Below are 23,911 nucleotides of genomic sequence, written 5' to 3'. Positions count from 1 at the left end.
TCGTCTGCACCAAGGATGGCGCAGATAATTTAAAACAACCCCGCTTGTGCCGGATTGCAAGTGGATGTTTCATTTGTGACATAAACAATGATCGAATCTTTTGCTCAACTCTTTGAAGAGTCCCTGAACGCCGTTGAAACCCGTCAAGGTTCCATCGTCAAGGGCACTGTCGTTGCTATCGAGAACGGTTTCGTACTGGTTGATGCCGGTCTGAAATCCGAGTCTGCTATCCCGGCTGAAGAATTCAAGAACGCCATGGGCGAGCTGGAAATCAACGTAGGTGACTCCGTTGACGTGGCTCTGGACTCTATCGAAGATGGTTTCGGCGAAACCAAGCTGTCCCGCGAAAAAGCCAAGCGCCACGAAGCCTGGCTGCAGCTTGAAAAAGCTTACGAAGAGCAAGCTACCGTTATCGGTATCATCAACGGCAAGGTCAAGGGTGGTTTCACCGTTGAGCTGAACGGCATCCGTGCCTTCCTGCCGGGTTCTCTGGTTGACGTGCGTCCGATCCGTGACACCGCTCACCTGGAAAACAAAGAACTCGAGTTCAAAGTCATCAAGCTGGACCAGAAGCGCAACAACGTTGTTGTTTCCCGTCGTGCCGTGATCGAGACCGAGAACACCTCCGAGCGTGAAAGCCTGCTGGCCAACCTGCAAGAAGGTCAAGAAGTTAAGGGTATCGTCAAGAACCTGACCGACTACGGTGCATTCGTAGATCTGGGCGGTGTTGACGGCCTGCTGCACATCACCGACATGGCGTGGAAGCGCGTTAAGCATCCTTCCGAAATCGTCAACGTTGGCGACGAGATCGCTGTCAAGGTTCTGAAGTTCGACCGCGAGCGTACCCGTGTATCCCTGGGCCTGAAGCAGCTGGGCGAAGATCCCTGGGTTGCTATCGCCAAGCGTTACCCGGAGACCACCCGTCTGTCTGGCCGCGTGACCAACCTGACCGACTACGGCTGCTTCGTTGAAATCGAAGAAGGCGTGGAAGGCCTGGTACACGTATCCGAGATGGATTGGACCAACAAGAACATCCACCCGTCCAAGGTTGTCAACGTTGGCGACGTGGTTGACGTGATGGTTCTGGACATCGACGAAGAGCGTCGTCGTATCTCCCTGGGTCTGAAGCAGTGCAAATCCAACCCGTGGCAGCTGTTTGCCGAAACTCACGCCAAGGGCGACCGTGTTTCCGGCAAGATCAAGTCCATCACTGACTTCGGTATCTTCATCGGTCTGGATGGCGGCATCGACGGCCTGGTTCACCTGTCTGACATCTCCTGGAACAACCAGGGCGAAGAAGCCGTGCGTGAATTCAAGAAGGGCGACGAAATCGAAGCCGTTGTTCTGCAAGTGGACCCGGAGCGTGAGCGTATCTCCCTGGGCGTCAAGCAGATCGAAGAAGACCCGTTCAATAAGTACCTGTCTGACAACAAGAAAGGTGCTATTGTGAAGGGCAAGGTTACCGAGGTTGATGCCAAGGGTGCCGTGATCGAACTGGCTGACGGCGTAGAAGGCTACCTGCGTGCCTCCGACGCTGCTCGTGACCGTGTAGAAGACGCCACTCTGGTGCTGTCTGTTGGTGACGAAGTTGAAGCCAAATTCATGGGCGTTGATCGCAAGAACCGCACTGTGAGCCTGTCTGTCCGTGCCAAGGACGAGGCTGACGAGCGTGTTGCCATCGACAGCCTGAACCAACAAGAAGAAGTTGTGTTCAGCAATGCCATGATGGAAGCGTTCAAAGCCGCCAAGGGTGAGTAATCCTTGATGCAAGAAAAGGGCGGCATTGCGCCGCCCTTTTTTATCTTGGCAAAATGATTATTGCATGTGATCGGGGAAGGAGATTTAACCTTATGACCAAATCAGATCTCATCGAACAACTGGCAGCCAGCCGCATGCATATGCCGGCCAAGGATGTCGAAGCCGCTATCAAGGAGATCCTTGAGCAGATGGCATCGACCTTGCAAAACGGCGACCGGATTGAAATCCGAGGATTTGGCAGTTTCTCGCTGCACTATCGTGCGCCCCGCGTGGGTCGCAACCCCAAGACCGGGGACAAGGTTGAACTGACCGGGAAATATGTCCCGCACTTCAAACCTGGCAAAGAGTTGCGCGAACGCGTCAACATCATCGAATAATGCAGAAAACGGCATACCTGAGTATGCCTTTTTCATTTTTATGGCCTGGAGTCTGCCCGTTGTCGGGTTTCTCACACTCTTTTCCCATTCGCGCTAGAGTCTGCCTGTGATTTTAAGGATAATCAGTCACTCATTCGCTACAGACAGGGAGCTCCCATGAAGCGTATCTTGGCCCTCATTCCACTGGTGCTGGTGTTTGTCCTGACCCTTGCCATCGGTTCTCAAAATGGTCAGCTGGTGCAGTTCAACTACCTGATTGCCCAGGGGGAGTTCTCGCTCTCCATGTTGCTGGGGTTCTTCTTCGCCGGCGGTTTTCTGCTGGGCTGGCTGGTATTTGGTCTGCTGTTCCTGCGTCTCAAACTGCAAAATCGCACCCTGAACCGAACCATGCGTCGTCAATCTCGCGAGTTGGAGCTTGCCCGGTCGACAACCAAGGAATAATGTCCCTCGATGCTTGAACTGCTTTTCCTGCTGTTGCCCATCGCCGCCGGTTATGGCTGGTACATGGGCCGCAGGAGTGTTCGCCAGGACACCCAGCAACAGAGTAACCAGTTTTCCCGCCAGTACGTGGCGGGCCTCAACTATTTGCTCTCTGACGAGTCGGACAAGGCGGTGGATCTCTTTATCCAGCTGCTGGAAGTCGACAGCGAAACCATCGAAACCCACCTCTCCCTCGGCAACCTGTTCCGTCAACGGGGCGAAGTCGATCGCGCCATCAAGATCCACCAGAACCTGGTCGCCCGTCAGCTGACCCGTGAGCAGCGTCAGCTTGCCTTGCAGGAGCTGGCCCGTGACTTTCTGGCTGCCGGCTTGCTCGATCGGGCCGAAGCACTCTGGAAAGAGCTGTGTGATGACAGCGATTTCGAAGAGACGGCTCTGGCACAGCTCCTGATCATTCATCAGCAGTTGCGTGACTGGGACAATGCCATCGCCGTGGCGGTGCGTCTGCAGAAATTCCAGGGCAAGAAGCTGGCCGAGCCCATTTCCCACTTCTATTGCGAACAGGCGGAGAGTGCCTTGCGCGATGGCGACAAGCCTGCGGGCATCGCCAAGCTCAAGCGTGCGCTCGGTGCGCACCCGGCCTGTGCCCGCGCCAGCCTGCGGCTGGCCGATCTGGCGATGGAGGAGGGCAGGTTCGAGGATGCGGCCAAGGAGCTGTTGCGGGTGTTCGAGCAGGACATCGACTTTGCCTCCGAAGCCATGCCAAAACTGCTCGAATGCTATCGCCAGCTTGGTCGCAGCCAGGAGCTGATCCCGCTGCTTGAAAAAGCGGTAGAGGATCATGCGGGGGTCAGCGTGACCCTGGCGCTGGCCAATCTGGTGGAGGCGCGCGATGGGTTGAGCCAGGCTCGGGCCCTGGTGCTGCGCCAACTGCGTCGCCACCCCTCCATGAAGGGCTTTTATCAGCTGGTCGGTTTCCAGTTGGCCAGTGCCGAGGAGGGGCCTGCCAAGGAGAGCCTGGAGCTGCTGCAACAGCTGGTCGGCGAGCAGATCAAGATCAAGTCGACCCACAAGTGCCGTCAGTGCGGCTTTGCCACCCATTCGCTGTTCTGGCAATGCCCTTCCTGCCGGCAGTGGGGCACCATCAAGCCGATCCGAGGGCTGGATGGGGAGTAAACGCCAGCGAGGCCAACACGCCCGGGCGAGCACGGATACCCAAGAATTTCAGATGCCAGCGTGCAACCGGGCCCCGGCTCTGCTGCGCCTGGCTGTGGCATAACAATCCATAGGAAGTGACATGCAAGACCCCAAAGTACTGGTCGCGCTGGATTATCAGCACGAAGCCGACGCCTTTGCCTTCATTGAGCAGATCTCACCGGCCCAGTGCCGCCTCAAGGTAGGCAAGGAGATGTTTACCCTGTTTGGTCCCCAGTTCGTTCGCCAACTGGTGGGCAAGGGGTTCGACGTCTTCCTGGATCTGAAATTTCACGACATTCCCAACACCGTCGCCAAGGCGGTGGCGGCCAGTGCGGAGCTGGGCGTCTGGATGGTGAATGTCCATGCCAGCGGTGGCGAACGCATGATGCGTGCCGCCAGAGAGGCGTTGCTGCCATACGGCGACAAGGCGCCCCTGCTCATCGGGGTAACCGTGCTGACCAGTATGGAGCAGTCCGACATGGCGCCCCTGGGTCTGGATGTGACGCCGGCAGAACAGGTGATCCGCCTGGCCACCCTTGCCAAGACGGCCGGGCTGGATGGAGTGGTCTGCTCCGCGGAAGAGGCGAGTGCGCTGAAGGGGCTGCTGGGGGCCGAATTCAAGCTGGTGACGCCGGGCATTCGTCCGAGCGGATCGGCTGCCGGCGATCAGCGCCGCGTCATGACGCCGCTGGCAGCGGTGGAGGCGGGTGCGGATTATCTGGTGATCGGGCGTCCCATCACCCAGTCCTCGGATCCCGCCGCCGTGCTTGGGGCGATCAATGCCGAGCTTTGCCGGTAACGGCGTCATGGGCGAATGAGCGCAGGCCGGATCCCAGATCCGGCCTGCTGCATTTTGGCCGTGGGCTGGCCTTGCCTATGGGGAGCTCAGGAGTGGACGGCCTGGGCGTCCAGACGAATGGGGAAGAGGCCGAGGAGCAGGCCGGCGAGTGCACCGATGAAGTGTGACTCGATGTGTACCCTGGCACCGATCAAGGCGGAGACCGGGCTCTCGCCGGCACTGTAAAAGTCCACACCGAGCTTGATGGCGACGCCCGCCAGCATCAGCCAGCCGGAGTGACGGCGAAAGCGGATGTCCTGCATGGCACCCCATACGAACAAGCCGTGCAGCAGGCCGGAGAGTCCCATGTACCACTGGGTTTGCGGGCAGCCCCACCAGATGCCGAGTCCGACCGCCGTCCCCAGCAGCAGCAGCAGCACGGGCAGGCGCCATCCCGTCAGGTACTCCTGAAACAGGCTGTAGAGCACGGCCACACCGCTCAGGTTGAGCAGCAGATGCCATCCATTGGTGTGTGCCAGATTGCCTGTTATGATGCGCCACCCTTCGCCCTGGGCGATCAGGTCGCGATCGAAGGCGAGCTGATGATTTGGCACGGTGAAAAAGAGCAAGGCAGTGACGAGCGAAAGCGCGATGACCCAGAGCAGACCCGATTTTCCTGACAACATGAAGCAGCCCAACGACAAAGAGAGCCGATACTGTACACGCTGTACCCGGGCCCTCAAAGCGTGCCTGTGCGATTATATTCAGCGGGTGCCGAACCTGGCTGCGCTCCATATCCTGCAACACCCTGCCGAAGTAGGTCACCCCAAGGGGACGGCTGCGTTGCTGGCGGCGTCCCTGACCGATGTGCGCATCCATGTGGGGGAGGACTTTTCCGACGATGAAGGGCTCAATGCCCTGCTTGCCGACCCCGCTGTCCAGTGCTATGTGCTGTGGCCCGATGAGGAGGCCCTGACCCTGATAGAGGCAAGGGAGCATCTCCTGAGGCGTGGGCGCACCGTGCGAGCCCACTTCATCCTCCTCGATGGTACCTGGCGCAAAGCCTATCGCATGTTGCACAGCTCGCCTGCACTGCTCGGGTTGCCGCGGATCACCCTCGGCGCCATTGCCGGGCAATATTCCATTCGCAAGAAGCCCTTTGAGGAGGCATTGTCCACCCTGGAAGCGGGCTACCATCTGTTGTCCCGGTGGGAAGGAGAGCCTGAGCGCTTCGCCCCGCTGATGACCCTGTTTACCCATTTGAACCGGCAGTGGCATGACTTTGCACAAGGCCGCCGCCGTTGAGTTGCCCAGAGGAGTGAAAAACATGAAAAAAGCCGTCGTGGTCTTCAGTGGCGGGCAGGACAGCACCACCTGTCTGGTGCAGGCGCAGGCCCGCTATGACGAAGTGCATGCCATCACCTTCGATTACGGCCAGCGCCACCGGGCGGAGATTGACACCGCCCGCCATCTGGCGACGGCGCTCGGGATCGCCGCCCACAAGGTAATGGATGTGACCATGCTCGGGGAGCTGGCCATCTCTGCGCTGACCCGGGACGACATACCGGTGAGCTTCGAGCTTCAGGAGAACGGCCTGCCCAACACCTTCGTGCCGGGACGCAACATCCTGTTCCTGACCCTGGCGGCCATCTATGCCTATCAGGTGGGCGCCGAAGCGGTGATCACCGGGGTGTGCGAGACCGACTTTTCCGGTTATCCCGATTGCCGCGACGAATTCGTCAAGGCGCTCAATCAGGCGGTCTCCCTGGGGCTGGATCGCCCCATCCGCTTCGAAACCCCCCTGATGTGGCTCGACAAGGCCGAAACCTGGGCGCTGGCGGATCATTACGGTCACCTCGATACCGTGCGTCACCAGACGCTCACCTGCTACAACGGAATCCAGGGAGATGGTTGCGGGGCCTGTCCGGCCTGCGAGCTGCGTCGCCGTGGCCTGGATCACTATCTGGCTGACAAGACCGGCATCCGTGCCAGACTGTACGAGAAGAGCGGACTGGGCGAGAAAAGCGGATCCTGAGCCTGTGCCTAGCCCGGGTTTGGGGTATAATCCGCCCCTTTTGCAGCAAGTCGTGACCAAGATGCACTACCCAATCAACGAGATCTTCCAGACCATCCAGGGGGAGGGGGTATTTACCGGCCTGCCCGCCATCTTCGTTCGCCTTCAGGGCTGCCCGGTGGGCTGCCCCTGGTGCGATACCCGCCACACCTGGGTGGTGGACCCCGAGCGTGAGGTGGCCCCTGGCGAGGTGCTCGATCGTTCCAATGAGTCCGACGGCTGGAGCAAGATGAGTACGGAAGATATCCTGGCCAGCTTTACCCGGCTCGGTTACCGGGCCCGTCACGTGGTGTTGACCGGTGGTGAGCCCTGCCTCTACGACTTGCGTGAGCTCTCTTCGGCCCTGGTGGCATCGGGTTATCAGGTGCAGATCGAAACCAGCGGGACCAGCGAGGTGCTGACCCATGAGCAGACCTGGGTGACTGTTTCCCCCAAGATCGGCATGAAGGGTGGGTTGCCGGTGCTGGTCTCTGCCCTCGAGCGGGCCAACGAGATCAAGCACCCGGTGGCCACCGAGCACCATATCGAGGAGCTGGATGCCCTGCTGGCCACCGCCAGGCTGCGCCCCGACGTGATGATTGCGCTGCAACCCATCAGCCAGAAAGCCAGGGCCACGGAGCTGGCCATGGCGACCTGCATCGCCCGTAACTGGCGACTCTCCATCCAGACCCATAAATACCTGAATATCGATTGATATGGATGGACTCAGTGATGAGCGCATCTTGCTGACGCTGGCCAGCAAGATGCCTTACGGGAAATACAAGGGGTGGCGCATCATCGATATTCCCGAACCCTATCTGGTATGGATGGCGCGAAGCGGTTTTCCGGCCGGTACCCTGGGCCAGTCTCTGGCACTGGCCTACGAGATAAAGCTCAATGGACTCGAGTCCATGATTATTCCCATTATTAACAGGATGTCAGAATGAGAATATATACAAGGCAAGGGGACAAAGGGCTCACGCGACTGGCCGATGGCACTTCCCTGGCCAAAGACGATAAACGTGTCGAGACCTATGGTGCCATCGACGAGCTGAATTCCCAAATAGGCTTGTTGATGGCTGAAATACCCGCCGGGGAGACGACACTCCTGGCCGATCTCATATTGTTGCAGCAGGAGCTGTTTGATCTGGGCGGGGAGCTGGCATTTTCCAGTGAATCGCAAACGGATACGCTGTGGCAGGTGAACGAGGCTTGGACGAACAGGCTCGAGCAACAGATCGATGCCTACAGTGCCGGGTTGCCGGTGCTGCGCAATTTTATTTTGCCGAGCGGTTCGCGGGCGGCGGCCCAGGCACATGTGGTGCGTACCCTGACCCGTCGCTGCGAGCGTCTGCTGCTTGGGTTGAGCCGCGTAGAGCGGGTGAATCCGGCCGTTTTGCCCTACCTCAACCGGCTGAGCGACTGGTTTTTCACCATCGCCCGATACCTGCTGGTATCGTCGGGCACCCCGGAGATCCTCTGGGTCAAGGCGGCTGACAGAGGCTGACCACCGCTCGACGCAGCAATAAAAAAACCTCGCCTTGCGAGGTTTTTTTATTGCTGTGGAAAGGGGCCTGATATTGCTGTCAGATGGCAAAGGCTTCCACGGATTTGCCCTCGGCAACGGCCTTGGCAATGACCGAGGGCATGCGGCCCTGACCGGTCCAGGTTTTTTCCACACCATTGTCCAGATAACGATATTTGGCGGGGCGGGGCGCACGTTTGCTGACCTTGGTATTCTCGGGCACCACGGTGTTGACCAATTCGGCGGGATCGATCCCTGCGGCCTTCAGCATTTCGGCATATTCGGCAATTTTCTTTTGATGTTCTTCACGGGCCTGGCGTTCGGCGGATTCATCTTGCCGACGTTCATCGACGATGGCGGAGAGCTTTTCCAAGCCTTCTTCCAGTTGTTCCAGCGTCAAATCGCGGCAAGCTGCACGCAGGCTACGGATATTCAACAGCACTTTCAGAAATTCGTTCATATTGGCTACCACGCGAGCAAAATATTAAGGGAAGAACTGGTTTTTCGATAATTTATAGGGGTGATTGGCACCAAGTCAAGCCTGCCAAAATAATTAATTAGGCTGATAAATTAAGTCTTGAAATAGATATGAAGGATATTTTTTTCCGTTTGACGGGCCAACATCTTCGAATGGATTCATGTCAGATGAAAATATCGCCAGCGGAGTCTTTGATGAACCATTTGACTACCTTTAAAGATATGGGGGCCACAGAAACCTTGAAATTTAATCAAAAAACTTGCTATCACCCGGTGGCTCGATAAAATGTGCCGCGAATACCTTTAAGTAGAGGCGCGCTGCCTATGAGTAACCGAGCGGAGGGTGATGCCTGCGATGCTCGATGAAAGGAGTCGGCGCCGAAGTGACCAGGCCATCATACCGGGTTGCTGGTTCTGCATCTAATAGGTGCAGGACTGCCATAGTCATCCACTATGGAGCGCTACCTGAAGGGGCTGAGGAGTATACCCTCCCCATGGGTTTTGTTTCTTTGATCCTCTCGGTAGATCTCCACCTGTTGTCTTTAGGTGCAAAGAGATCATGGACATCGTTCATTACGCCGACTCCGGTTGGTCCGTCGTTCCCCCCCTGCTGGCCGTTGCGCTGGCGATCATCACCCGCCGCGTCCTGGTGTCGCTGGGGGTGGGCATAGTCGCAGGCAGCCTGCTGCTCAACCAGTTCTCTCCCCTTGCGTCCCTGCATTACATGCTCGATACCGTGCTCAGGATCTTCTGGGTCAACGGTGCGCTCAATCGTGACAACGTCAACATGATCCTCTTCATGTTGCTGCTGGGCGGCCTCATCAGCCTGATGAGCGTCTCCGGTGCGACCCGGGCGTTTGCCGAGTGGGCGGAGCGCCGCGCCAAGACCCGCAAGGGTGCCAAGTCCCTGACCGGTCTGATGGTGTTCGCCTTCTTCATCGACGACTTCTTCCACAGTCTGTCGGTGGGGGCCATCTGCCGTCCGGTGACCGATCGCTTCCAGATCTCCCGCGCCAAGCTGGCCTATCTGCTGGACTCCACCGCCGCGCCGGTCTGCGTGCTGATGCCGATCTCCTCCTGGGGGGCCTACATCATCGCCCTCGTCGGCGGCATCATGGCGGCTCATGGTCTGACCGACCAGAGCCCCATCTCCGCCTTCGTCGAAATGATCCCCATGAACCTCTATGCGGTGTTCACCCTGATCATGGTGCTGGTGGTGATCGCCTTCCAGCTCGACATCGGCCCCATGCGCCAGCATGAGCAGTGGGCACTGGAGGGCAAGCTGTGGGACGAGTCCAAGGGGCGCCCCATCGGGCTCGACATGGAGAGCCCGGAGGAGAGCAATGGCGGCATGATTGACATGGTGCTGCCCATCCTGACCCTGACCCTGGCCACCGTCTATTTCATGATTGACTCCGGGTCTGCGGTGCTGGCCGACAAGGGGCTGCCGTTCAGCGTGCTCGGCTCCTTCGAAAACACCAATGTCGGCTCCTCCCTGGTCTATGGTGCCCTGTGCAGCCTGGTGGTCTCCATCGGTCTGGCCATGCGCCTCAAGCTCGGGGCAAGCAACTGGATGAAGGCGGCTCCGCAGGGGATCATGGCCATGCTGCCCGCCATCAACATCTTGCTGTTCGCCTGGACCATCGGCGCCGTGGTGCGCGATGTGGAGACCGGTAAATACCTGGCCTCCCTGGCCAATGGCAATCTGCCGGTGGAAGTGCTGCCCGCCGTGGTCTTCGTGCTCTCCTGTGCCATGGCGTTTGCCACCGGCACCAGCTGGGGTACCTTCGGCATCATGCTGCCGCTGGCCGGCGACATGGCGGCCGCCAGCGACATCAGTCTGATGCTGCCCATGCTGGCCGCCGTACTGGCAGGGTCCGTGTTCGGAGATCACAGCTCCCCCATCTCCAGCACCAGCATCCTGTCTGCCACCGGGGCCGGTTGCCATCACATCGATCACGTGATGACCCAGCTGCCCTATGCCCTGGCCATCGCCTTTGGCGCTGCGCTCGGCTACCTGGTGATGGGGCTGATGCACTCCGCGCTGGCCGGTTTCACCGTGAGCGGGCTCTGGTTCCTGATCTTCTCCGGTTACCATTTGCGCAAAGCCCGGGCGTATAGCGCCGTGGCAGTCGCATAAGAGAACAAGGGGCCTGCGGGCCCCTTGGTTTTGGCAGGGGCTTTGGTTAGCATGCGCCCCATCACTCCCGTTTCGGAACCCCATCATGGCTTCACTGCACTACAAATTTGCCACCATGAACTCAGGCAAATCGACCCAGCTCATCCAGGCCCACTTCAACTATCTGGAGCGTGGCATGTATCCGCTGGCCATGACCCCCGCCATCGACGATCGCTTCGGTGCGGGGATCATCAGCGCCAGGGTCGGCCTTGAGCTGAAAGTGGAGGTGTTCAGCGACAGCTGCGATCTCTTCGAGATGGTCAAGGCGCGTCACGCAAAGCGGCACATCGATGTCTTCATCGTTGACGAGGCGCAGTTCCTGACCCGTGAGCAGGTCTACCAGCTCGCCCGCATCGTCGACGAGCAGGACATTCCGGTGATCGCCTATGGTCTCAAGACCGATTTTCGCGGCGAACTGTTTCCCGGCTCCTACCACCTGCTCTGTCTGGCGGACAAGTTCGAGGAGCTAAAAAGCATCTGCTGGTGCGGCAACAAGGCCCACATGAACTCGCGGGTCAACGAGGCGGGGCAGGTGATGCGCGACGGTGAGCAGGTGGAGATCGGCGGCAACGATCGCTATGTGTCGCTCTGCCGCAAGCACTATCTGGAAGGACGGGCCTTCAAGTAACCCGTGGCTGGCTCGTGCAGCCTGGACACCAAAGAGGGCGCCCATCTGGCGCCCTCTTTGTCTGTGGGGGTCAGTCGATCTCGATGTCCACAGGGGCGATGATGGGGTCGGCCGCCGGCAGGCGGTGGAAGAGCTGGCGAAAATGCTGCTGTACCCGGCCTATGTCCACCAGGGACATGCCGGAAGCGAAGCCGAACCAGACGTAGAGCCCGGTGAGGTCGCGAAACATGGGAGGGAGGTAGCGAGGGGCGTCGATGAGCCCCTCCAGATAGTGCTGATAGAGCACGGGGATGTCGTCCAGGGTCACCTTGCCGACGAACAGCATGGGCAGGATCTCCGGCACCCCCTCCAGCACGGCGCTGCGAATGAAGTTCACCGTCTCCACATAGCCCTTCACATAGGAGAGATCCTTGGTAAAGCAGGCGCCCCCCTCGACCATGCCACCGCGAAACACCCGCTGGGTGATCTTGTAGGCGTCGTGCTCGCTGGCCCCCTTGGCCACGAAGTGGCGGAACACCTCGATGAAATCGGCGCCACGCTCCGCCATGTCGATGGCCATGACCCGATCCGATATGCGCTTGGCCCTGTCCGGGAAGGAGCTGAAGGTGAGGGTTTCTATCAGCACCGCCAACCCCTCCTGACAGGCGGTAATGCGCGGCGAGCCGGCGCCGAGCCAGGTGGCGTAAGATTGCTGACGGCCGTTGAGGGTGGTGCCGACGTGAACCCAGCCTTCGTGTACCTCCAGCACCTGCAGATCGAGTTCCGAGAAACGGGCGTGGGAGTTGAGCTTGATGTAATCCCCACCGGCGGCGGCATCGGAGACGATGCCATCGCTGAGCTTGACCTGGACTGTGCCGTCGCTGAAGTAGCTCGACAGCTTGCCCTGCAACCTCGCCACCGCGACTTCCCCCTCGAACTCCTTGGGGTAGGGGCGCACCAGGTGGCGGGCGCCGGGCAGGGAGAAGATGTCGCACAATCTGGCCCCCAGCTCCTTCAGGGTCTTGCGATCCCCGCGCAGGTGATCGCTTGCCGAGCCGTAGAGCCGCTGGCTGTAGCGCTGGAAGTCAGGCTGCCCGCGCTGGCGCAGCATCTCGATGACCACCATGTACTGATCCACCGTCTCTTGCAGGATCCGGCCGAGATCGTCCTGAGGGCCGAGGTGCCGGCGGATCCTGTCCCTCAGCTCCTTGAGCTCAAGGTACTTGTTGCGGGGATCGAACCCCAGGGGGAGGGATTCATAGAAGTGCCTGTCGATGGCGGGCAGTGCCTTGCCGCCACTTGCCAGAAAGTCGCTTTGCAGGTGACGGGGCCATTTGATGGCATCCAGGATGCGGATGGGTTTTTGCAGGGCGAGCAGTTCATCCGAGAGGGATTTGAGGTGCAGGCGATACTTTTCTTGGATGGTCATCGGGCTCTTTGGAGGCGAGTGCGCTACGAGAATGGCTGAGTATAGGCACAGGGCCTGTCAAAAAGAAGCGAGACGACGGGGATCCGGCCTGTGTGCTTTTGGTTGTCTGAAAATTGGTTTAGACTGCGCCCCTTGATCTCTACCGTGTCGTGAAAATGATGAATATCCCCAGCTCTGAAATGATAATGCGTTGGTTGCAACAGGCCCGGATCGAGCACTATGTGTGCGATCAGTGTCATGGCATCCACATGGTCTCCCTGCAGTCCGTCGAGGGCATCCAGGAGAGCCGGATCTTCGTGGAAGAGGAAGGGCTGCTGTTCTCATCCGAGCTGGAGGTGCGCCCCTCATCGCTGCTGCCCCTGGTGGCCGAACTGGGTCGTCTCAACATGCAATATCCGTCCCTCAAGGTGTTCCTCGACATCATCGATGACAACCTGCCACGCCTCGTTGTGGGTCACACCGTCTTTACCAAGGCGGGTCTCACCGTCGAGCAGTTCCTGCTGTTCGTTGAAAGCACCACGGCAGCCACCCATGAAGTGGTTTCCGAATGTGAACGCCTTGGCTTCCTCAATCTGCCGGAAATCCAGGTCGCACCGGAATCCGTTCACTGACCTCAGCACCTGAACTGTGCGTTTAATGTGCGAACGGTTCGCTGCGGCTAAAAAGCCGTTGACGGCGGCGGGGCTTTCCCCTAAATTACGCCCCGTTCCAGCGCAACGGCGCAGCGAACACCGTGTTGGTTGAACACGTTAAACAACAGACCGAAATTTGGTGCGGTGTCCGAGAGGCTGCCCACCGACGAAGTCGGCAAGATGCACGCGCAGCGTGCTCCGAAAGCCACTTCAAGCAGTAAAAATTTGGTGAGGTGTCCGAGTGGCTGAAGGAGCACGCCTGGAAAGTGTGTATACGGCAACGTATCGAGGGTTCGAATCCCTCCCTCACCGCCAAATAAAACAAAAGGCCCCGTCGAAGACGGGGCCTTTTGTTTTTCCGGTAACCGGCAATCTGGTCTCTACCCGGTATCGACAGGCGGGTGGACTAGCCCTGCTGGAGTGGCATAGGCCGTACACCGGGCGACACCGGGATGTAGTCTGGTCAATGCCTCCCTTGCTGTCAGGTTTATCCTGATCGGTTTATCGCTCCCTAACCTTGTCCCGTCCCGTTATCTCTTCAACCTGGAGACATAGGGGATATTCCGGTACTTGTGCTCCCAGGGCAGGCCGTAGCCCACCAGCAGGTCATCGCTCGTCATTTCATAGGCATAAAACTGCTCGGCGGGGATAGCCACGCGCCCTGGTTTGACAAACAGGGTCGCGATGGACAGGGAACGTGGCGCGAACGCCTGCAGGTGCGCGACCAGCCGCCTCATGGTACCCCCCGATTCGATGGCGTCGTCCATCAGGATGACGTCTCTGCCCCGGATGCCGACATTGTTGTGAAAGACGATGGGAGAGGCATTGTGGCGCTCCCCCGGAGTGTGGGGGCAGGAGATGTAGTCCATGGCGATATCAAAGCGCAGCGCCCTGACGACATCGGCGGTAAACAGCATGCCGCCCGGCACCACGGTGATCACCACCGCCTCCGTGAATCGCTCGTTGAGCCGTTTGGCGATGACCTCGACGCCGAGCGCAATGTCTTCGGTATTTAATACCACGTCGCCGAAAACAGGGTTTCTCATGGCAGCTCCTGACAGGTTGTAGAAAGAGGGGTGGCCCGGGGTGCCAGCCCCACGCCTCTGCTGAGGAGCAGGGCCAGCACCATCAGCAAGACGACGCCGTGGAGGGCTGCCGGCAGGCCGAAGGCGTCGGCGCCAAAGCCGACCAGGGCGGGGCCGGAGAGCACGCCGACATAGTCCAGGGTGGCGTCGCTTATCTGCGCGTTCAGTTTGGCTAAGGGGATGATGGAGGCCCAGGCCGCCGTGGCAAAGCCCGAGCAGAAGAAGGTGGCTCGGGTGGCGAGCCGCTCACCCCGGGGCCGCCGGCTGGAGAGTGTGGACAACATGGGGTCTCCTTGGATGACAGTCGAAGGAGGGGGCTGTGCCTGGGATCCTCCGAGCGAGGAGGTCATGCTATGATCATTTAGAGTTCATATGAACAAAAATGATCTTGCATTTGTTTATATGTGTTCATTGTGGCGATATGATGACCGCGATCAGAATGCATACATCCGAGGTAACAGCATGATCAAACTCATCATCACGGAGATGGACGGCACCTGCCTCATATAGCAGGGGGGGATGACAACCGAGCCCTGTTCGCCGAGGTGGTTGCCGCCATGGCGCAGCAGGGGATACATTTTGCGCCCTGCACGGGAAAACAGGTCGAACGGGTCGAGGCGCTGCTGGACAACGCCCTGGGCCTGGCCATCATCCGTCGGTTGGAGCGTCTGCCGGGCGAGCATATCGTCATCGCCAATGCCGGCGTGCACAAGGGGACAACGGTGGCCAGGTTGCAGCAGCTGGTCGGCGCCGGTCGTCATGAGACCCTGGTCTTTGGCGACGGGCTCAATGACATCGAGCTGATGGCGTGCGCCGACTTCAGTTTCGCCATGCGCAATGGCCACGACGAGACCAAGGATGCCGCCCATTTCATCACCCGCTCGAACGATGAAGACGCCGTCATGCATACCATCTTGCAACTGCTCGCACTGCAGAGGCAGGGGGCGTGAGGCGGGCCGGGCGATGATCGCCCGGCCATTACAAGGGAACACCATGGACAAGTATTCACCGGAGGAGCGACGGCTCCTCATTCTGGATCTGCTGGCCGCGCACCACAAAGTGATGGCGGCGGAGCTGGCGGAGCCGCTGGGCACCACGGAGGCGACCATCAGGCGGGATCTGCGCTATCTGGCCGATGAGGGACGCTGCAAGCGCATTCACGGTGGCGCCATCTCCCTGTCGCCCCAGACGGGGACCCTGACCGAACGCAGTACCCAGCATGTGGCGCAGAAGCAGGCCCTGGCCGTGGCCGCCCTGAGCCTGGTCAAACCGAACCAGCTGATCTTCCTGGATGCCAGCAGCACCCACCTGCTACTGGCCTCCCTCATGCCGGAACACCAGGGTCTGACGGTGGTGACCAACAGCCCGGCCATCGCCTGCCGGCTGCTGGAGAGACCCGGCATCAGGACCATCCTCATCGGTGGCGAGCAGGATCCGCTGGTCGGCGGGGCCGTCGACATCACGGCGGCCGAGGGCATCAAAAAGTTCCGCTTCGACCTCGGTTTCCTGGGGGTCTGTGCCTGGTCCTCGGATCTCGGCTTCAGCGCCGTGCATTACCAGGACAGCGAGTTCAAGCGCCGGGTCGCGGAGCGTTGCGGCTCGCTGGCGGTGCTGTGCAATGACGACAAGCTGGAGTCCCTGGCCTCCTACCCCTTCCTGCACGCTGCGGATCTCGACTACCTGATCTGCACCCGGCAGGATCCGGTCCTGGTCAAGACGTTCGAAGGGGAGGGCTGCACCGTCATCACCGCCGGCTGACGCCGGGCAGGCTGCGCCGTCGCGAGAAGAGCGGGGAGAGGCCGGGGGCTGGGAGCGGCCATAAAAAACGCCCCGTTAGCGGGGCGTTGGGAACGGGGCGCCTGCCAGCGTCCTCAGGCGAGGTCGAAGCGATCCAGGTTCATCACCTTGGTCCAGGCCGCCACAAAGTCCTTCACGAACTTCTCCTTGGCATCCGCACTGGCGTAGACCTCCGCCAGGGCGCGAAGCTGGGAGTTGGAACCGAACACCAGATCGACCCGGGTTCCGGTCCACTTCACCTTGCCGCTCTGGCGAGCACGGCCTTCATAGACACCCGGGCTGCCCGCCGCCGGCTTCCACTCCGTGCCCATGTCGAGCAGGTTGACGAAGAAGTCGTTGGAGAGGGTGCCCGGGGTGGCGGTAAAGACCCCGTGGCAGTTGCCCGCGTTGGTGCCGAGCACCCGCATACCGCCCACCAGTACCGTCATCTCGGGGGCACTCAGGGTGAGTAGCTGCGCCTTGTCGATCAGCATGGTCTCCGCGAAGCCCGCGCACTCGCCCGCGTAGTTGCGAAATCCATCTGCGAGGGGCTCGAGCACCGCGAAGGAGTCCACATCTGTCTGGGCCTGGGAGGCATCCATCCGGCCCGGAGTGAAGGGCACGGTCACGGCGACACCGACTCTCTTCGCGGCCTGCTCGACCCCCACGCCGCCCGCCAGCACGATGAGATCGGCGAGGGAGACCCGCTTGCCGCCGGTGGCGGAAGCGTTGAAGGTCTGCTGTATCCCGTCGAGGGCCTGAAGCACTTTCGCAAGCTGGGCAGGCTGGTTCACGGCCCAATCCTTTTGCGGGGCGAGCCGGATGCGGGCACCGTTGGCGCCACCGCGTTTGTCAGAGCCACGGAAGGTGGACGCGGAAGCCCAGGCGGTCGACACCAGCTCGGCCACGGACAGGGAGGTCGCCAGGATCTGCTCCTTGAGCAGGGCCACGTCCTTGTCATCGATCAGGGGATGATTGACGGCGGGGATGGGGTCTTGCCAGATCAGCTCCTCTTTGGGTACTTCCGGCCCCAGGTAGCGGGCAATGGGACCCATGTCGCGGTGGGTCAGCTTGAACCAGGCGCGAGCAAAGGCATCGGCGAAGGCCTGCGGATCCTCGTAGAAGTGGCGGGAGATCTTGCCAAACTCGGGGTCAAAGCGCAGGGTCAGGTCGGTGGTGAGCATGGTCGGCTTGTGGAACTTGCCGGGGATGTGCGCATCGGGAATGATCTCCGGTGCATCCTTGGCCACCCACTGCTTGGCGCCGGCAGGCGACTTGGTCAGCTCCCACTCGTAGTTGAACAGGTTTTCAAAGAAGTTGTTGCTCCACAGGGCCGGGGTCTTGGTCCAGGTCACTTCGAGCCCGCTCGAGACGGTGTCCTTGCCATGGCCGCTGCCGTAGTCGCTCATCCAGCCGAGGCCCTGGGCCTCCAGAGGCGCGGCTTCCGGCTCTGGCCCCTTGTGGGATTCGGGCGCGGCGCCGTGGGCCTTGCCGAAGGTGTGGCCGCCCGCGATAAGGGCCACCGTCTCTTCATCGTTCATGGCCATGCGACCGAAGGTGGAACGGATGTCCTTGGCCGCCTCCATGTAATCGCCGCTGGCGTTGGGCCCTTCCGGGTTGACGTAGATGAGGCCCATGTGGGTGGCACCGAAGGGGGCCGTAAGCTCGCGATCGCCCTTGACCCGATCGGGATCGACCCCGAGCCAGGCAATTTCATCCCCCCAGTTGACGTCCTGATCCGGCTCCCACACGTCGGGCCGCCCACCGCCAAAGCCGAAGGTGCGAAAACCCATGGTCTCCAGGGCGACGTTGCCGGCGAGGATCAGGAGATCGGCCCAGGAGATCTTGTTGCCGTATTTCTGCTTGATGGGCCAGAGCAGGCGACGGGACTTGTCAATGTTGACGTTGTCAGGCCAGCTGTTGAGGGGGGCGAAGCGCTGTTGACCACGGCCGCCGCCACCGCGACCGTCGGTGGTGCGATAGGTGCCCGCAGCATGCCAGGTCATGCGGATGAACTGGGGGCCGTAGTGACCGAAGTCCGCCGGCCACCACTCCTGGGAATCCGTCATCAGCTTGACCAGATCTCTCTTGAGTGCCTTGTAATCCAGGCTGGCGAAGGCCTTGGCGTAGTCAAAGTCCTTGTCCATGGGATCGGCGCCGGGGGAATGTTGATGCAGCAGATCCAGCCGCAACTGGTTCGGCCACCAATCTCGATTGGTTCTGCCGACGCCGGCGGTGTGGTTGAAGGGGCATTTGCTTTCTTCACTCATCTCTGTCTCTCCTTGGCAGTCATGTGCAATGCAGACAACTCAGTATGGGAACTTTTCCTGCAACCGGCGGGGCATCTGACAGGTTGGGCCTTGGACCGGCATCGGGGGGTTATCAATAACTCCTTATATTTCAGCTAATTGATTAAGGATGGGATGACCGTATTACGAAAAGATGAATCGGTGCCATCGAATTTGGCTCTCCTGACATGGGATAAGAGAAGGAAGGAGCGCCCTGGCAGCCATGTTATCAATCTTTTTATCCATAACACGAGGGATCAGACCTGGACTTGCGCTGGGTCATGGCATGGGGAGGGCTTGTCTTGATCGGGGCAGAAAACCCCATTTTTGTGACGGCGGTCCGGACTGCGTCCTGAGCAGGGCGCCGAGCGCCAGAGGATGGGGTGGGGGCGTTGCGCCAAAAAGCGGGCGGCGCAGAAACAAAAAGACCGGCCAGTGGCCGGTCCAAACAGACAGCGTGCTGCTGTCTCATCAGGCTGATCCCAGCCTGGAGGGGAATAATGGGGTGGCTGATGGGGCTCGAACCCACGACAACCGGAATCACAATCCGGGACTCTACCAACTGAGCTACAGCCACCACTGAAATCTGCCTTCGATACAGCAATCAAACTCATGTGTATCGATGGCGCGCCCTGCAGGATTCGAACCTGCGACCCACGGCTTAGAAGGCCGTTGCTCTATCCGACTGAGCTAAGGGCGCGTTGTATCAAGAAATCCGGGGATTTCCCGATGAACCTGGTCGGTGATAAAGGATTCGAACCTTTGACCCTCTGGTCCCAAACCAGATGCGCTACCGGGCTGCGCTAATCACCGAAAATTCGCCATCCAGCATACCTTCGGCGGCACCACTGGGCAACGGGCGGGCATCATACCCAAGCGCCAAAGTCAGCGTCAACGACTTTTTCCGCCAGTAAATTCAAGTGCCTACTTATTGCCCTCCCTGCGAGAGCCGCTAACACCCGCGCCAAAAAAATGCGACAATGCGCCGCAGTTGAACACATGGTGAGTGAAGAACGATGTCTGCCAAAATCATTGATGGAAAACAGGTTGCGCAAACGATTCGCAATCAGGTCGCCGCGCAAGTCCAACAGCGGTTGGCGCAGGGGAAACGGGCACCGGGTCTGGCGGTGATCCTGGTGGGGCTGGATCCGGCCTCCCAAGTCTATGTGGGCAGCAAACGTCGCGCTTGTGAAGAGGTGGGATTTGTCTCCCGCTCCTATGACCTCAGCGCCACGGCGACACAAGCGGAGCTGCTGTCCCTGATCGACCAGCTCAACGAGGATCCGGAAGTGGACGGCATCCTGGTGCAGTTGCCCTTGCCGGCCCACTGCGATACCACCCAGGTGCTGGAGCGAATTCGTCCCGACAAGGACGTTGATGGCTTCCATCCCTACAACGTGGGTCGTCTGGCCCAGCGGATCCCGGCGTTGCGACCCTGCACCCCCAAGGGGATCATGACCCTGATCGAGACCACAGGCGTCAAGACCCATGGTCTGCATGCGGTGGTGGTCGGGGCTTCCAACATCGTGGGGCGCCCCATGACGCTGGAGCTGCTTCTGGCCGGTTGCACCACCACCACCTGTCACCGCTTCACCCAGGATCTGGAGACCCAGGTGCGCCGGGCCGACTTGCTGGTCGTGGCGGTGGGCAAGCCCAACTTCATTCCGGGGGAGTGGGTCAAACCCGGTGCCCTGGTGATCGACGTGGGCATCAACCGCCTTGCGGACGGCTCCCTGGTGGGAGATGTGGAGTATGAGACCGCGCGCAATCACGCCGCCTTCATCACGCCGGTACCGGGTGGCGTGGGCCCCATGACGGTCGCCAGCCTGATGGAGAACACCCTGAGCGCCTGCCAGGATTACCACGACGCCTGATGAGGGCGCCGGGCAGAAAAGAGAAAGGGAAGGCATTGCCTTCCCTTTTTTTATTGCGTCACTCGCCTGGATCGCTACTGGATATCAGAGGAGGGCCAGGGCGGCGGCCAGATCGGCAATCAGGTCGTCGGCGTCTTCCACCCCGATGCTGAAGCGGATGAGGTCGTCATTGACTCCGGCGGCGAGGCGGCTTGCCTCGTCCATGGCGGCGTGGGTGGTGCTGGCCGGATGGCAGGCCAGGCTCTCGAGATCGCCGAGGCTCACCGCCTGCACGAAGAGTTGCAGGTTGTCGAGCAGGGTAGCGCAGCGCTCAAAACCGCCTTCCAGCTCGATGCTCACCATGCCGCCAAAGCCGCTGGCGAAGGCGCCGAGGGCATCGTGGCCCGGATGGCTGGCAAGGCCCGGGTAGATCACCTTCTTCACTGCCGGGTGGGCATCCAGGAAGTCAGCCACCTTCTGGGCGTTGTGCAGGTGGGCATCCATGCGCAGGGGAAGGGTCTTGACCCCGCGCTGCAGCAGGTAGGCCTCCTGCGGGCCGATGGGGGAGCCGATGTGCTTGAGGGCCACGGTGCGAATCGACTTCATCAGCGCGTGAGAGCCCGCCACCACCCCGGCGATGATGTCGCCGTGGCCGCCCAGGTACTTGGTGCCGCTGTGCATGACGATGTCGATGCCAAGCTCGAGCGGGCGCTGCAGATAGGGGGTGAGGAAGGTGTTGTCACACACTGTGATGGCACCCACCTTGCGGGCCGCCTCCACCACCACCCGCGGATCCACCACCTTGAGGGTGGGATTGGTCAGGGTTTCAAACAGTACCACCTTGGTGGCGGGGCGGATGTTGGCCAGCAGCGCCTGATCGCTCTCGTAGGCGGTGATCTTGATGCCGGCGCGGCTGAAGGTCTGCTTGAGGAAGGCATCGGTGCCGCCGTAGAGGGGGCCGATATAGGCCACTTCATCACCGCTGTCTGCCAGGGCATACATGATGGCACTCACCGCCGCCATGCCGCTGGCCACCACCAGTGACTCATCTGCACCTTCGAGGGCTGCCAGCTTCTGCTCCAGTTCGGCGGTGGTGGGGTTGCCAAAGCGGCTGTAGATGAAGCCGGGGGCTTGACCTGCGAAGCGCTCCTTGCCCGCCTGGGCGTTGAAGTAGCTGAAGGTGCTGCTCTGGTAGAGCGGGGTGGTGAGGGCGCCGGTCTGGGGATCGATCCGCTGGCCGCTGTGCACGCTCATGGTCTTGAATTTCATTTTTTTACTCCGTCATTGTCAGGTCGTTGCCCGACTGCTTGTGTTATCCGGGGCGCCGTCGCGCCCCTTTTTTAATGTCGAGTGGCGGGTTGTCAGACTAGCGCTGGCTCGCGCTGCGGCTCGCCTGCATAGTGGCGGGCCGCCACATCCGGGTGGGAGCGCAGCCTCCCCTTGAGCACGTTCTCCCCCACCTGATAAAAGAGCGGGTTGGCGGGATCGCTCTGGGGCCCTTCGGCCAGCGCCGCCAGCTCGGGGGAGAGGCTAAGCAGTGGCACAGTCGCATCCAGCCTTGCCGCCATGAAGAAGGCGCAGGAGAGGCGCGATACCCCGGGAGGGGGGCTCACCACCCGGTGCAGGGTGGCCTTGAGGTAGCCGTCGGACGCGAGCTCCAGCAGCTCGCCGATGTTGACCACCAGGGCGCCCGGCAGGGGGGGCGCGGGGATCCAGCCATCTGCCGTCTCCACCTCGAGCCCGGAGTGATCGTCCTGCATCACCAGCGTCAGGTAGCCGGGATCCTTGTGGGCACCTACCCCCTGACCACTGCTGCCTTCCGGTTGTCCGGGGTAGTGAATGAGCTTCATGTGCTGGTAGGGGGCACCGCGAATGCTCTCGTCAAATACCCCGGCGGGCTGCCCCAGCACCTCTGCGAAGGCGTCCAGCAGGGTGAGGGTGATGTCGCTCAGTCGATCCTGCCATGCCAGCAGACGTGTCTTCATCTCGGGCAGGGCGGCGGGCCACTGATTGGGGCCGATGAGGCGCTGCCAGGGTTCACGAATGTGCGCCACAGGCAGGGCCTGGGCCTCGTTCATGATATCGAACTGCTCCCGCAGATCCGGCCGTGCCCGGGTGAGCTCTGCCCCCACCTGGTTGTAACCGCGAAAGTGGGGGGAGTGGACCATCTGCACCGCCAGTTTTTCTTCAAGTGGCAGGGCGAAGAAGCGGGCGGCGAGCGCCAGGGTCTCCTGGCGCGCCGATTCGCTCAGATCATGGCCCACCAGATAGAAAAAGCCCACTTCGCGGGCGGCCTGGCCAAGCTGCGTCAGCATCTGGCTGCGTGCAGCCGGGGTGCCCTTGAGGGCGGCGAGATCGATGATCGGCAATGATGGGGTGGTCATGGGCATCTCCTCACTTTCCGTGAACGGGGTCTGCGTGCCCCGGCGTGCGGGGTGTTGCGAAACCGGGGCGCACTCTTCTTGAGTGGCGCCGTTTGGGTTGAGGGTGATGCTACTGTTCGAGGTTATAAGGTGGAAGCAACAAAATATTCTTAGTTATATACAAAATTCGAAATGGAATTCGGACTTGAGCGAATGGAACGAGCAACGGGCGGCTCAGGCGGCGATCTGCCGTACCGGGCGAGAGCGACATTGGCGTGACGGGATAGACGCGGGAGAGAAAAGGCGGAGGGAGGCATCCGCCTCCCTCCGTGTGACTGTCATGGGAAGGGTTGCTGGCGCGCCTTTCCTCAATAACCCAGGGTGAAACGCTGGCGCAGGTGAGCCGGTGCTTGCGCCTCGTTCAGCACCCCGTCCGCCAGATCGCCGACCGTGATCCCGGCGGGCTGCTCGCCGCTGAACAACACCTGATCCGTGCCAAGGCGGTAACCGCCGCGCTTCTCGCCGGGTTCGAGGAACACGGGCGGGGAGACGAAACGCCAGTCGAGGGTGGTTTCCCGGCGAAGGGCGGTGAGACCATCCCGGGCCGCGAGGGCCCCTTGCTTCCACTCTGCCGGGAACTCCGGGGTGTCCACCAGCTGCACGCCCGGGGCGATTTCCAGACTGCCGGCACCGCCGACTACCAGCAGCCAGCTCCCGGCGTCGTTGGCGGCGGCCACGATGGCGCAGGCACCCTTGAGGTACTGATCGTAGATGTCCGGGGCACTCCAGCCCGGGTTGTAGGCACTGATCACCCGATCGTGCCCCTTGAGCACCTTGGCCAGTGCCTGGCTGTCCTGGGCGTCCACCGCCACGGCGGTGACCAGGGGATGGGCGGCGACCTTGCTCACGTCACGCACGATGGCGGTGACCTGATGACCGCGGCTGACGGCCTCCTGGAGGATGGCTGAACCGACAAAACCGCTGGCACCGATGAGGGCAATCTTCATGGGAATTCTCCTTCACTGTGGGAATGGGGTTATCCTACGCCCCCGAGTATGATTTAATAATCCACTTAAAATTGCATTCACTTGTA

General features: G+C 60.7%; 25 protein-coding genes, 4 tRNA genes and 1 riboswitch. Of the genes, 17 read left to right on the top strand and 12 right to left on the bottom strand.

Annotation, left to right across the window (positions count from 1 at the left end):
- The first annotated feature begins 87 nt into the window (after positions 1–87).
- The 5 genes from rpsA (at position 88) to pyrF (ending at position 4,572) form a co-directional block, all read left to right on the top strand.
- The gene (gene rpsA, locus ACVDHI_RS07095) at positions 88–1,758 is read left to right on the top strand and encodes a 30S ribosomal protein S1 (protein WP_010675001.1); all 1,671 of its coding nucleotides are present in this window, start codon (positions 88–90) and stop codon (positions 1,756–1,758) included.
- 92 nt (positions 1,759–1,850) lie between these two features.
- Positions 1,851–2,135, top strand: coding sequence for an integration host factor subunit beta (gene ihfB, locus ACVDHI_RS07090; RefSeq protein WP_005299934.1), 285 nt, complete (start codon positions 1,851–1,853; stop codon positions 2,133–2,135).
- Positions 2,136–2,291: 156 nt separating this feature from the next.
- The gene (locus tag ACVDHI_RS07085) at positions 2,292–2,576 is read left to right on the top strand and encodes a LapA family protein (RefSeq protein ID WP_010675000.1); all 285 of its coding nucleotides are present in this window, start codon (positions 2,292–2,294) and stop codon (positions 2,574–2,576) included.
- Between the two features lie 9 nt (positions 2,577–2,585).
- Positions 2,586–3,752: a lipopolysaccharide assembly protein LapB gene (lapB, locus tag ACVDHI_RS07080; RefSeq protein WP_010674999.1), complete on the top strand. Its 1,167-nt coding sequence runs from the start codon at positions 2,586–2,588 to the stop codon at positions 3,750–3,752.
- 121 nt (positions 3,753–3,873) lie between these two features.
- On the top strand, positions 3,874–4,572 hold the full coding sequence (gene pyrF, locus ACVDHI_RS07075; protein WP_042863968.1) for an orotidine-5'-phosphate decarboxylase: 699 nt from the start codon (positions 3,874–3,876) through the stop codon (positions 4,570–4,572).
- Positions 4,573–4,658: 86 nt separating this feature from the next.
- Here pyrF and rrtA read toward each other — a convergent pair whose 3' ends face one another.
- Positions 4,659–5,237 (bottom strand): rhombosortase, encoded by a 579-nt coding sequence (rrtA, locus tag ACVDHI_RS07070; protein WP_447211909.1) that lies wholly within the window; start codon positions 5,235–5,237, stop codon positions 4,659–4,661.
- Here rrtA and ACVDHI_RS07065 point away from each other — a divergent pair.
- From ACVDHI_RS07065 to ACVDHI_RS07045, 5 genes are all read left to right on the top strand, one after another.
- A complete protein-coding gene (locus ACVDHI_RS07065) occupies positions 5,203–5,856 on the top strand; it encodes a tRNA-uridine aminocarboxypropyltransferase (protein WP_174722086.1) in 654 nt (217 codons plus the stop codon). The genes rrtA and ACVDHI_RS07065 overlap by 35 nt on opposite strands.
- A 22-nt stretch (positions 5,857–5,878) precedes the next feature.
- A complete protein-coding gene (gene queC, locus ACVDHI_RS07060) occupies positions 5,879–6,586 on the top strand; it encodes a 7-cyano-7-deazaguanine synthase QueC (protein WP_042863967.1) in 708 nt (235 codons plus the stop codon).
- A gap of 61 nt (positions 6,587–6,647) precedes the next feature.
- Positions 6,648–7,319, top strand: a complete 672-nt coding sequence (gene queE / locus ACVDHI_RS07055) for a 7-carboxy-7-deazaguanine synthase QueE (protein WP_010674994.1) — start codon at positions 6,648–6,650, stop codon at positions 7,317–7,319.
- A gap of 1 nt (position 7,320) precedes the next feature.
- Positions 7,321–7,551 carry a DUF3820 family protein gene (locus ACVDHI_RS07050; RefSeq protein ID WP_183149860.1) on the top strand — a complete coding sequence of 77 codons (231 nt, stop codon included), beginning with the start codon at positions 7,321–7,323 and terminating at the stop codon, positions 7,549–7,551.
- Positions 7,548–8,111 carry a cob(I)yrinic acid a,c-diamide adenosyltransferase gene (locus ACVDHI_RS07045; protein ID WP_041211547.1) on the top strand — a complete coding sequence of 188 codons (564 nt, stop codon included), beginning with the start codon at positions 7,548–7,550 and terminating at the stop codon, positions 8,109–8,111. Before ACVDHI_RS07050 ends, ACVDHI_RS07045 begins: the two co-directional genes overlap by 4 nt.
- Positions 8,112–8,190: 79 nt before the next feature.
- On the opposite strand, the gene ACVDHI_RS07040 is transcribed toward ACVDHI_RS07045, so the two are convergent.
- Positions 8,191–8,589 carry an H-NS family histone-like protein gene (locus ACVDHI_RS07040; protein WP_041215041.1) on the bottom strand — a complete coding sequence of 133 codons (399 nt, stop codon included), beginning with the start codon at positions 8,587–8,589 and terminating at the stop codon, positions 8,191–8,193.
- 317 nt (positions 8,590–8,906) lie between these two features.
- Positions 8,907–9,078, top strand: a riboswitch (Lysine riboswitch).
- Positions 9,079–9,165: 87 nt separating this feature from the next.
- On the opposite strand from ACVDHI_RS07040, the gene ACVDHI_RS07035 reads away from it, so the two are divergent.
- The gene (locus ACVDHI_RS07035) at positions 9,166–10,746 is read left to right on the top strand and encodes a Na+/H+ antiporter NhaC family protein (protein ID WP_447211908.1); all 1,581 of its coding nucleotides are present in this window, start codon (positions 9,166–9,168) and stop codon (positions 10,744–10,746) included.
- An 85-nt stretch (positions 10,747–10,831) separates the two neighbouring features.
- Positions 10,832–11,413 carry a thymidine kinase gene (locus ACVDHI_RS07030; RefSeq protein ID WP_324061907.1) on the top strand — a complete coding sequence of 194 codons (582 nt, stop codon included), beginning with the start codon at positions 10,832–10,834 and terminating at the stop codon, positions 11,411–11,413.
- A 70-nt stretch (positions 11,414–11,483) separates the two neighbouring features.
- On the opposite strand, the gene ACVDHI_RS07025 is transcribed toward ACVDHI_RS07030, so the two are convergent.
- Positions 11,484–12,821: a flavohemoglobin expression-modulating QEGLA motif protein gene (locus tag ACVDHI_RS07025; RefSeq protein WP_183149861.1), complete on the bottom strand. Its 1,338-nt coding sequence runs from the start codon at positions 12,819–12,821 to the stop codon at positions 11,484–11,486.
- 155 nt (positions 12,822–12,976) lie between these two features.
- Here ACVDHI_RS07025 and ACVDHI_RS07020 point away from each other — a divergent pair, with 155 nt between their 5' ends.
- Together ACVDHI_RS07020 and ACVDHI_RS07015 are read left to right on the top strand one after the other, a co-directional pair.
- Complete coding sequence (locus ACVDHI_RS07020) at positions 12,977–13,432, top strand: type III secretion system chaperone family protein (protein WP_160839247.1); 456 nt, start codon at positions 12,977–12,979, stop codon at positions 13,430–13,432.
- 248 nt (positions 13,433–13,680) lie between these two features.
- Positions 13,681–13,768 (top strand) — tRNA-Ser (locus ACVDHI_RS07015).
- A 215-nt stretch (positions 13,769–13,983) separates the two neighbouring features.
- On the opposite strand, the gene ACVDHI_RS07010 is transcribed toward ACVDHI_RS07015, so the two are convergent.
- Positions 13,984–14,499 carry a phosphoribosyltransferase gene (locus ACVDHI_RS07010; protein WP_368219754.1) on the bottom strand — a complete coding sequence of 172 codons (516 nt, stop codon included), beginning with the start codon at positions 14,497–14,499 and terminating at the stop codon, positions 13,984–13,986.
- A complete protein-coding gene (locus tag ACVDHI_RS07005) occupies positions 14,496–14,822 on the bottom strand; it encodes a hypothetical protein (RefSeq protein ID WP_447211907.1) in 327 nt (108 codons plus the stop codon). The genes ACVDHI_RS07010 and ACVDHI_RS07005 overlap by 4 nt, the downstream gene beginning before the upstream one ends.
- 213 nt (positions 14,823–15,035) lie before the next feature.
- On the opposite strand from ACVDHI_RS07005, the gene ACVDHI_RS07000 reads away from it, so the two are divergent.
- Positions 15,036–15,488 (top strand): HAD family hydrolase, encoded by a 453-nt coding sequence (locus ACVDHI_RS07000; RefSeq protein ID WP_447211942.1) that lies wholly within the window; start codon positions 15,036–15,038, stop codon positions 15,486–15,488.
- 43 nt (positions 15,489–15,531) lie between these two features.
- Complete coding sequence (locus tag ACVDHI_RS06995; protein WP_128343605.1) at positions 15,532–16,296, top strand: DeoR/GlpR family DNA-binding transcription regulator; 765 nt, start codon at positions 15,532–15,534, stop codon at positions 16,294–16,296.
- A gap of 113 nt (positions 16,297–16,409) precedes the next feature.
- On the opposite strand, the gene katG is transcribed toward ACVDHI_RS06995, so the two are convergent.
- The 4 genes from katG to ACVDHI_RS06975 all read right to left on the bottom strand — a co-directional run bounded on the left by katG (position 16,410) and on the right by ACVDHI_RS06975 (position 19,415).
- Entirely contained in the window at positions 16,410–18,584 is a 2,175-nt protein-coding gene (gene katG, locus ACVDHI_RS06990; RefSeq protein WP_447211906.1) for a catalase/peroxidase HPI, read from the bottom strand.
- 519 nt (positions 18,585–19,103) lie between these two features.
- Positions 19,104–19,179: transfer RNA gene (locus ACVDHI_RS06985), tRNA-His, on the bottom strand.
- 46 nt (positions 19,180–19,225) lie between these two features.
- Positions 19,226–19,302: transfer RNA gene (locus ACVDHI_RS06980), tRNA-Arg, on the bottom strand.
- 36 nt (positions 19,303–19,338) lie between these two features.
- Positions 19,339–19,415 (bottom strand) — tRNA-Pro (locus tag ACVDHI_RS06975).
- Positions 19,416–19,618: 203 nt separating this feature from the next.
- Here ACVDHI_RS06975 and folD point away from each other — a divergent pair.
- Positions 19,619–20,476 carry a bifunctional methylenetetrahydrofolate dehydrogenase/methenyltetrahydrofolate cyclohydrolase FolD gene (gene folD / locus ACVDHI_RS06970; RefSeq protein WP_010674955.1) on the top strand — a complete coding sequence of 286 codons (858 nt, stop codon included), beginning with the start codon at positions 19,619–19,621 and terminating at the stop codon, positions 20,474–20,476.
- Between the two features lie 84 nt (positions 20,477–20,560).
- On the opposite strand, the gene ACVDHI_RS06965 is transcribed toward folD, so the two are convergent.
- The 3 genes from ACVDHI_RS06965 to ACVDHI_RS06955 all read right to left on the bottom strand — a co-directional run bounded on the left by ACVDHI_RS06965 (position 20,561) and on the right by ACVDHI_RS06955 (position 23,825).
- Positions 20,561–21,724, bottom strand: a complete 1,164-nt coding sequence (locus ACVDHI_RS06965; protein WP_447211905.1) for a trans-sulfuration enzyme family protein — start codon at positions 21,722–21,724, stop codon at positions 20,561–20,563.
- Between the two features lie 92 nt (positions 21,725–21,816).
- Positions 21,817–22,839: an isopenicillin N synthase family dioxygenase gene (locus tag ACVDHI_RS06960; protein ID WP_104454277.1), complete on the bottom strand. Its 1,023-nt coding sequence runs from the start codon at positions 22,837–22,839 to the stop codon at positions 21,817–21,819.
- A 347-nt stretch (positions 22,840–23,186) separates the two neighbouring features.
- Positions 23,187–23,825: an NAD(P)-dependent oxidoreductase gene (locus tag ACVDHI_RS06955; RefSeq protein WP_323921717.1), complete on the bottom strand. Its 639-nt coding sequence runs from the start codon at positions 23,823–23,825 to the stop codon at positions 23,187–23,189.
- Positions 23,826–23,911: the final 86 nt, after the last annotated feature.

It is taken from the genome of Aeromonas sp. 25-248 (genome assembly GCF_053005425.1).
Note: the sequence above shows the minus strand (reverse complement) of the source record. Positions and strands in the feature narration are given on the sequence as shown.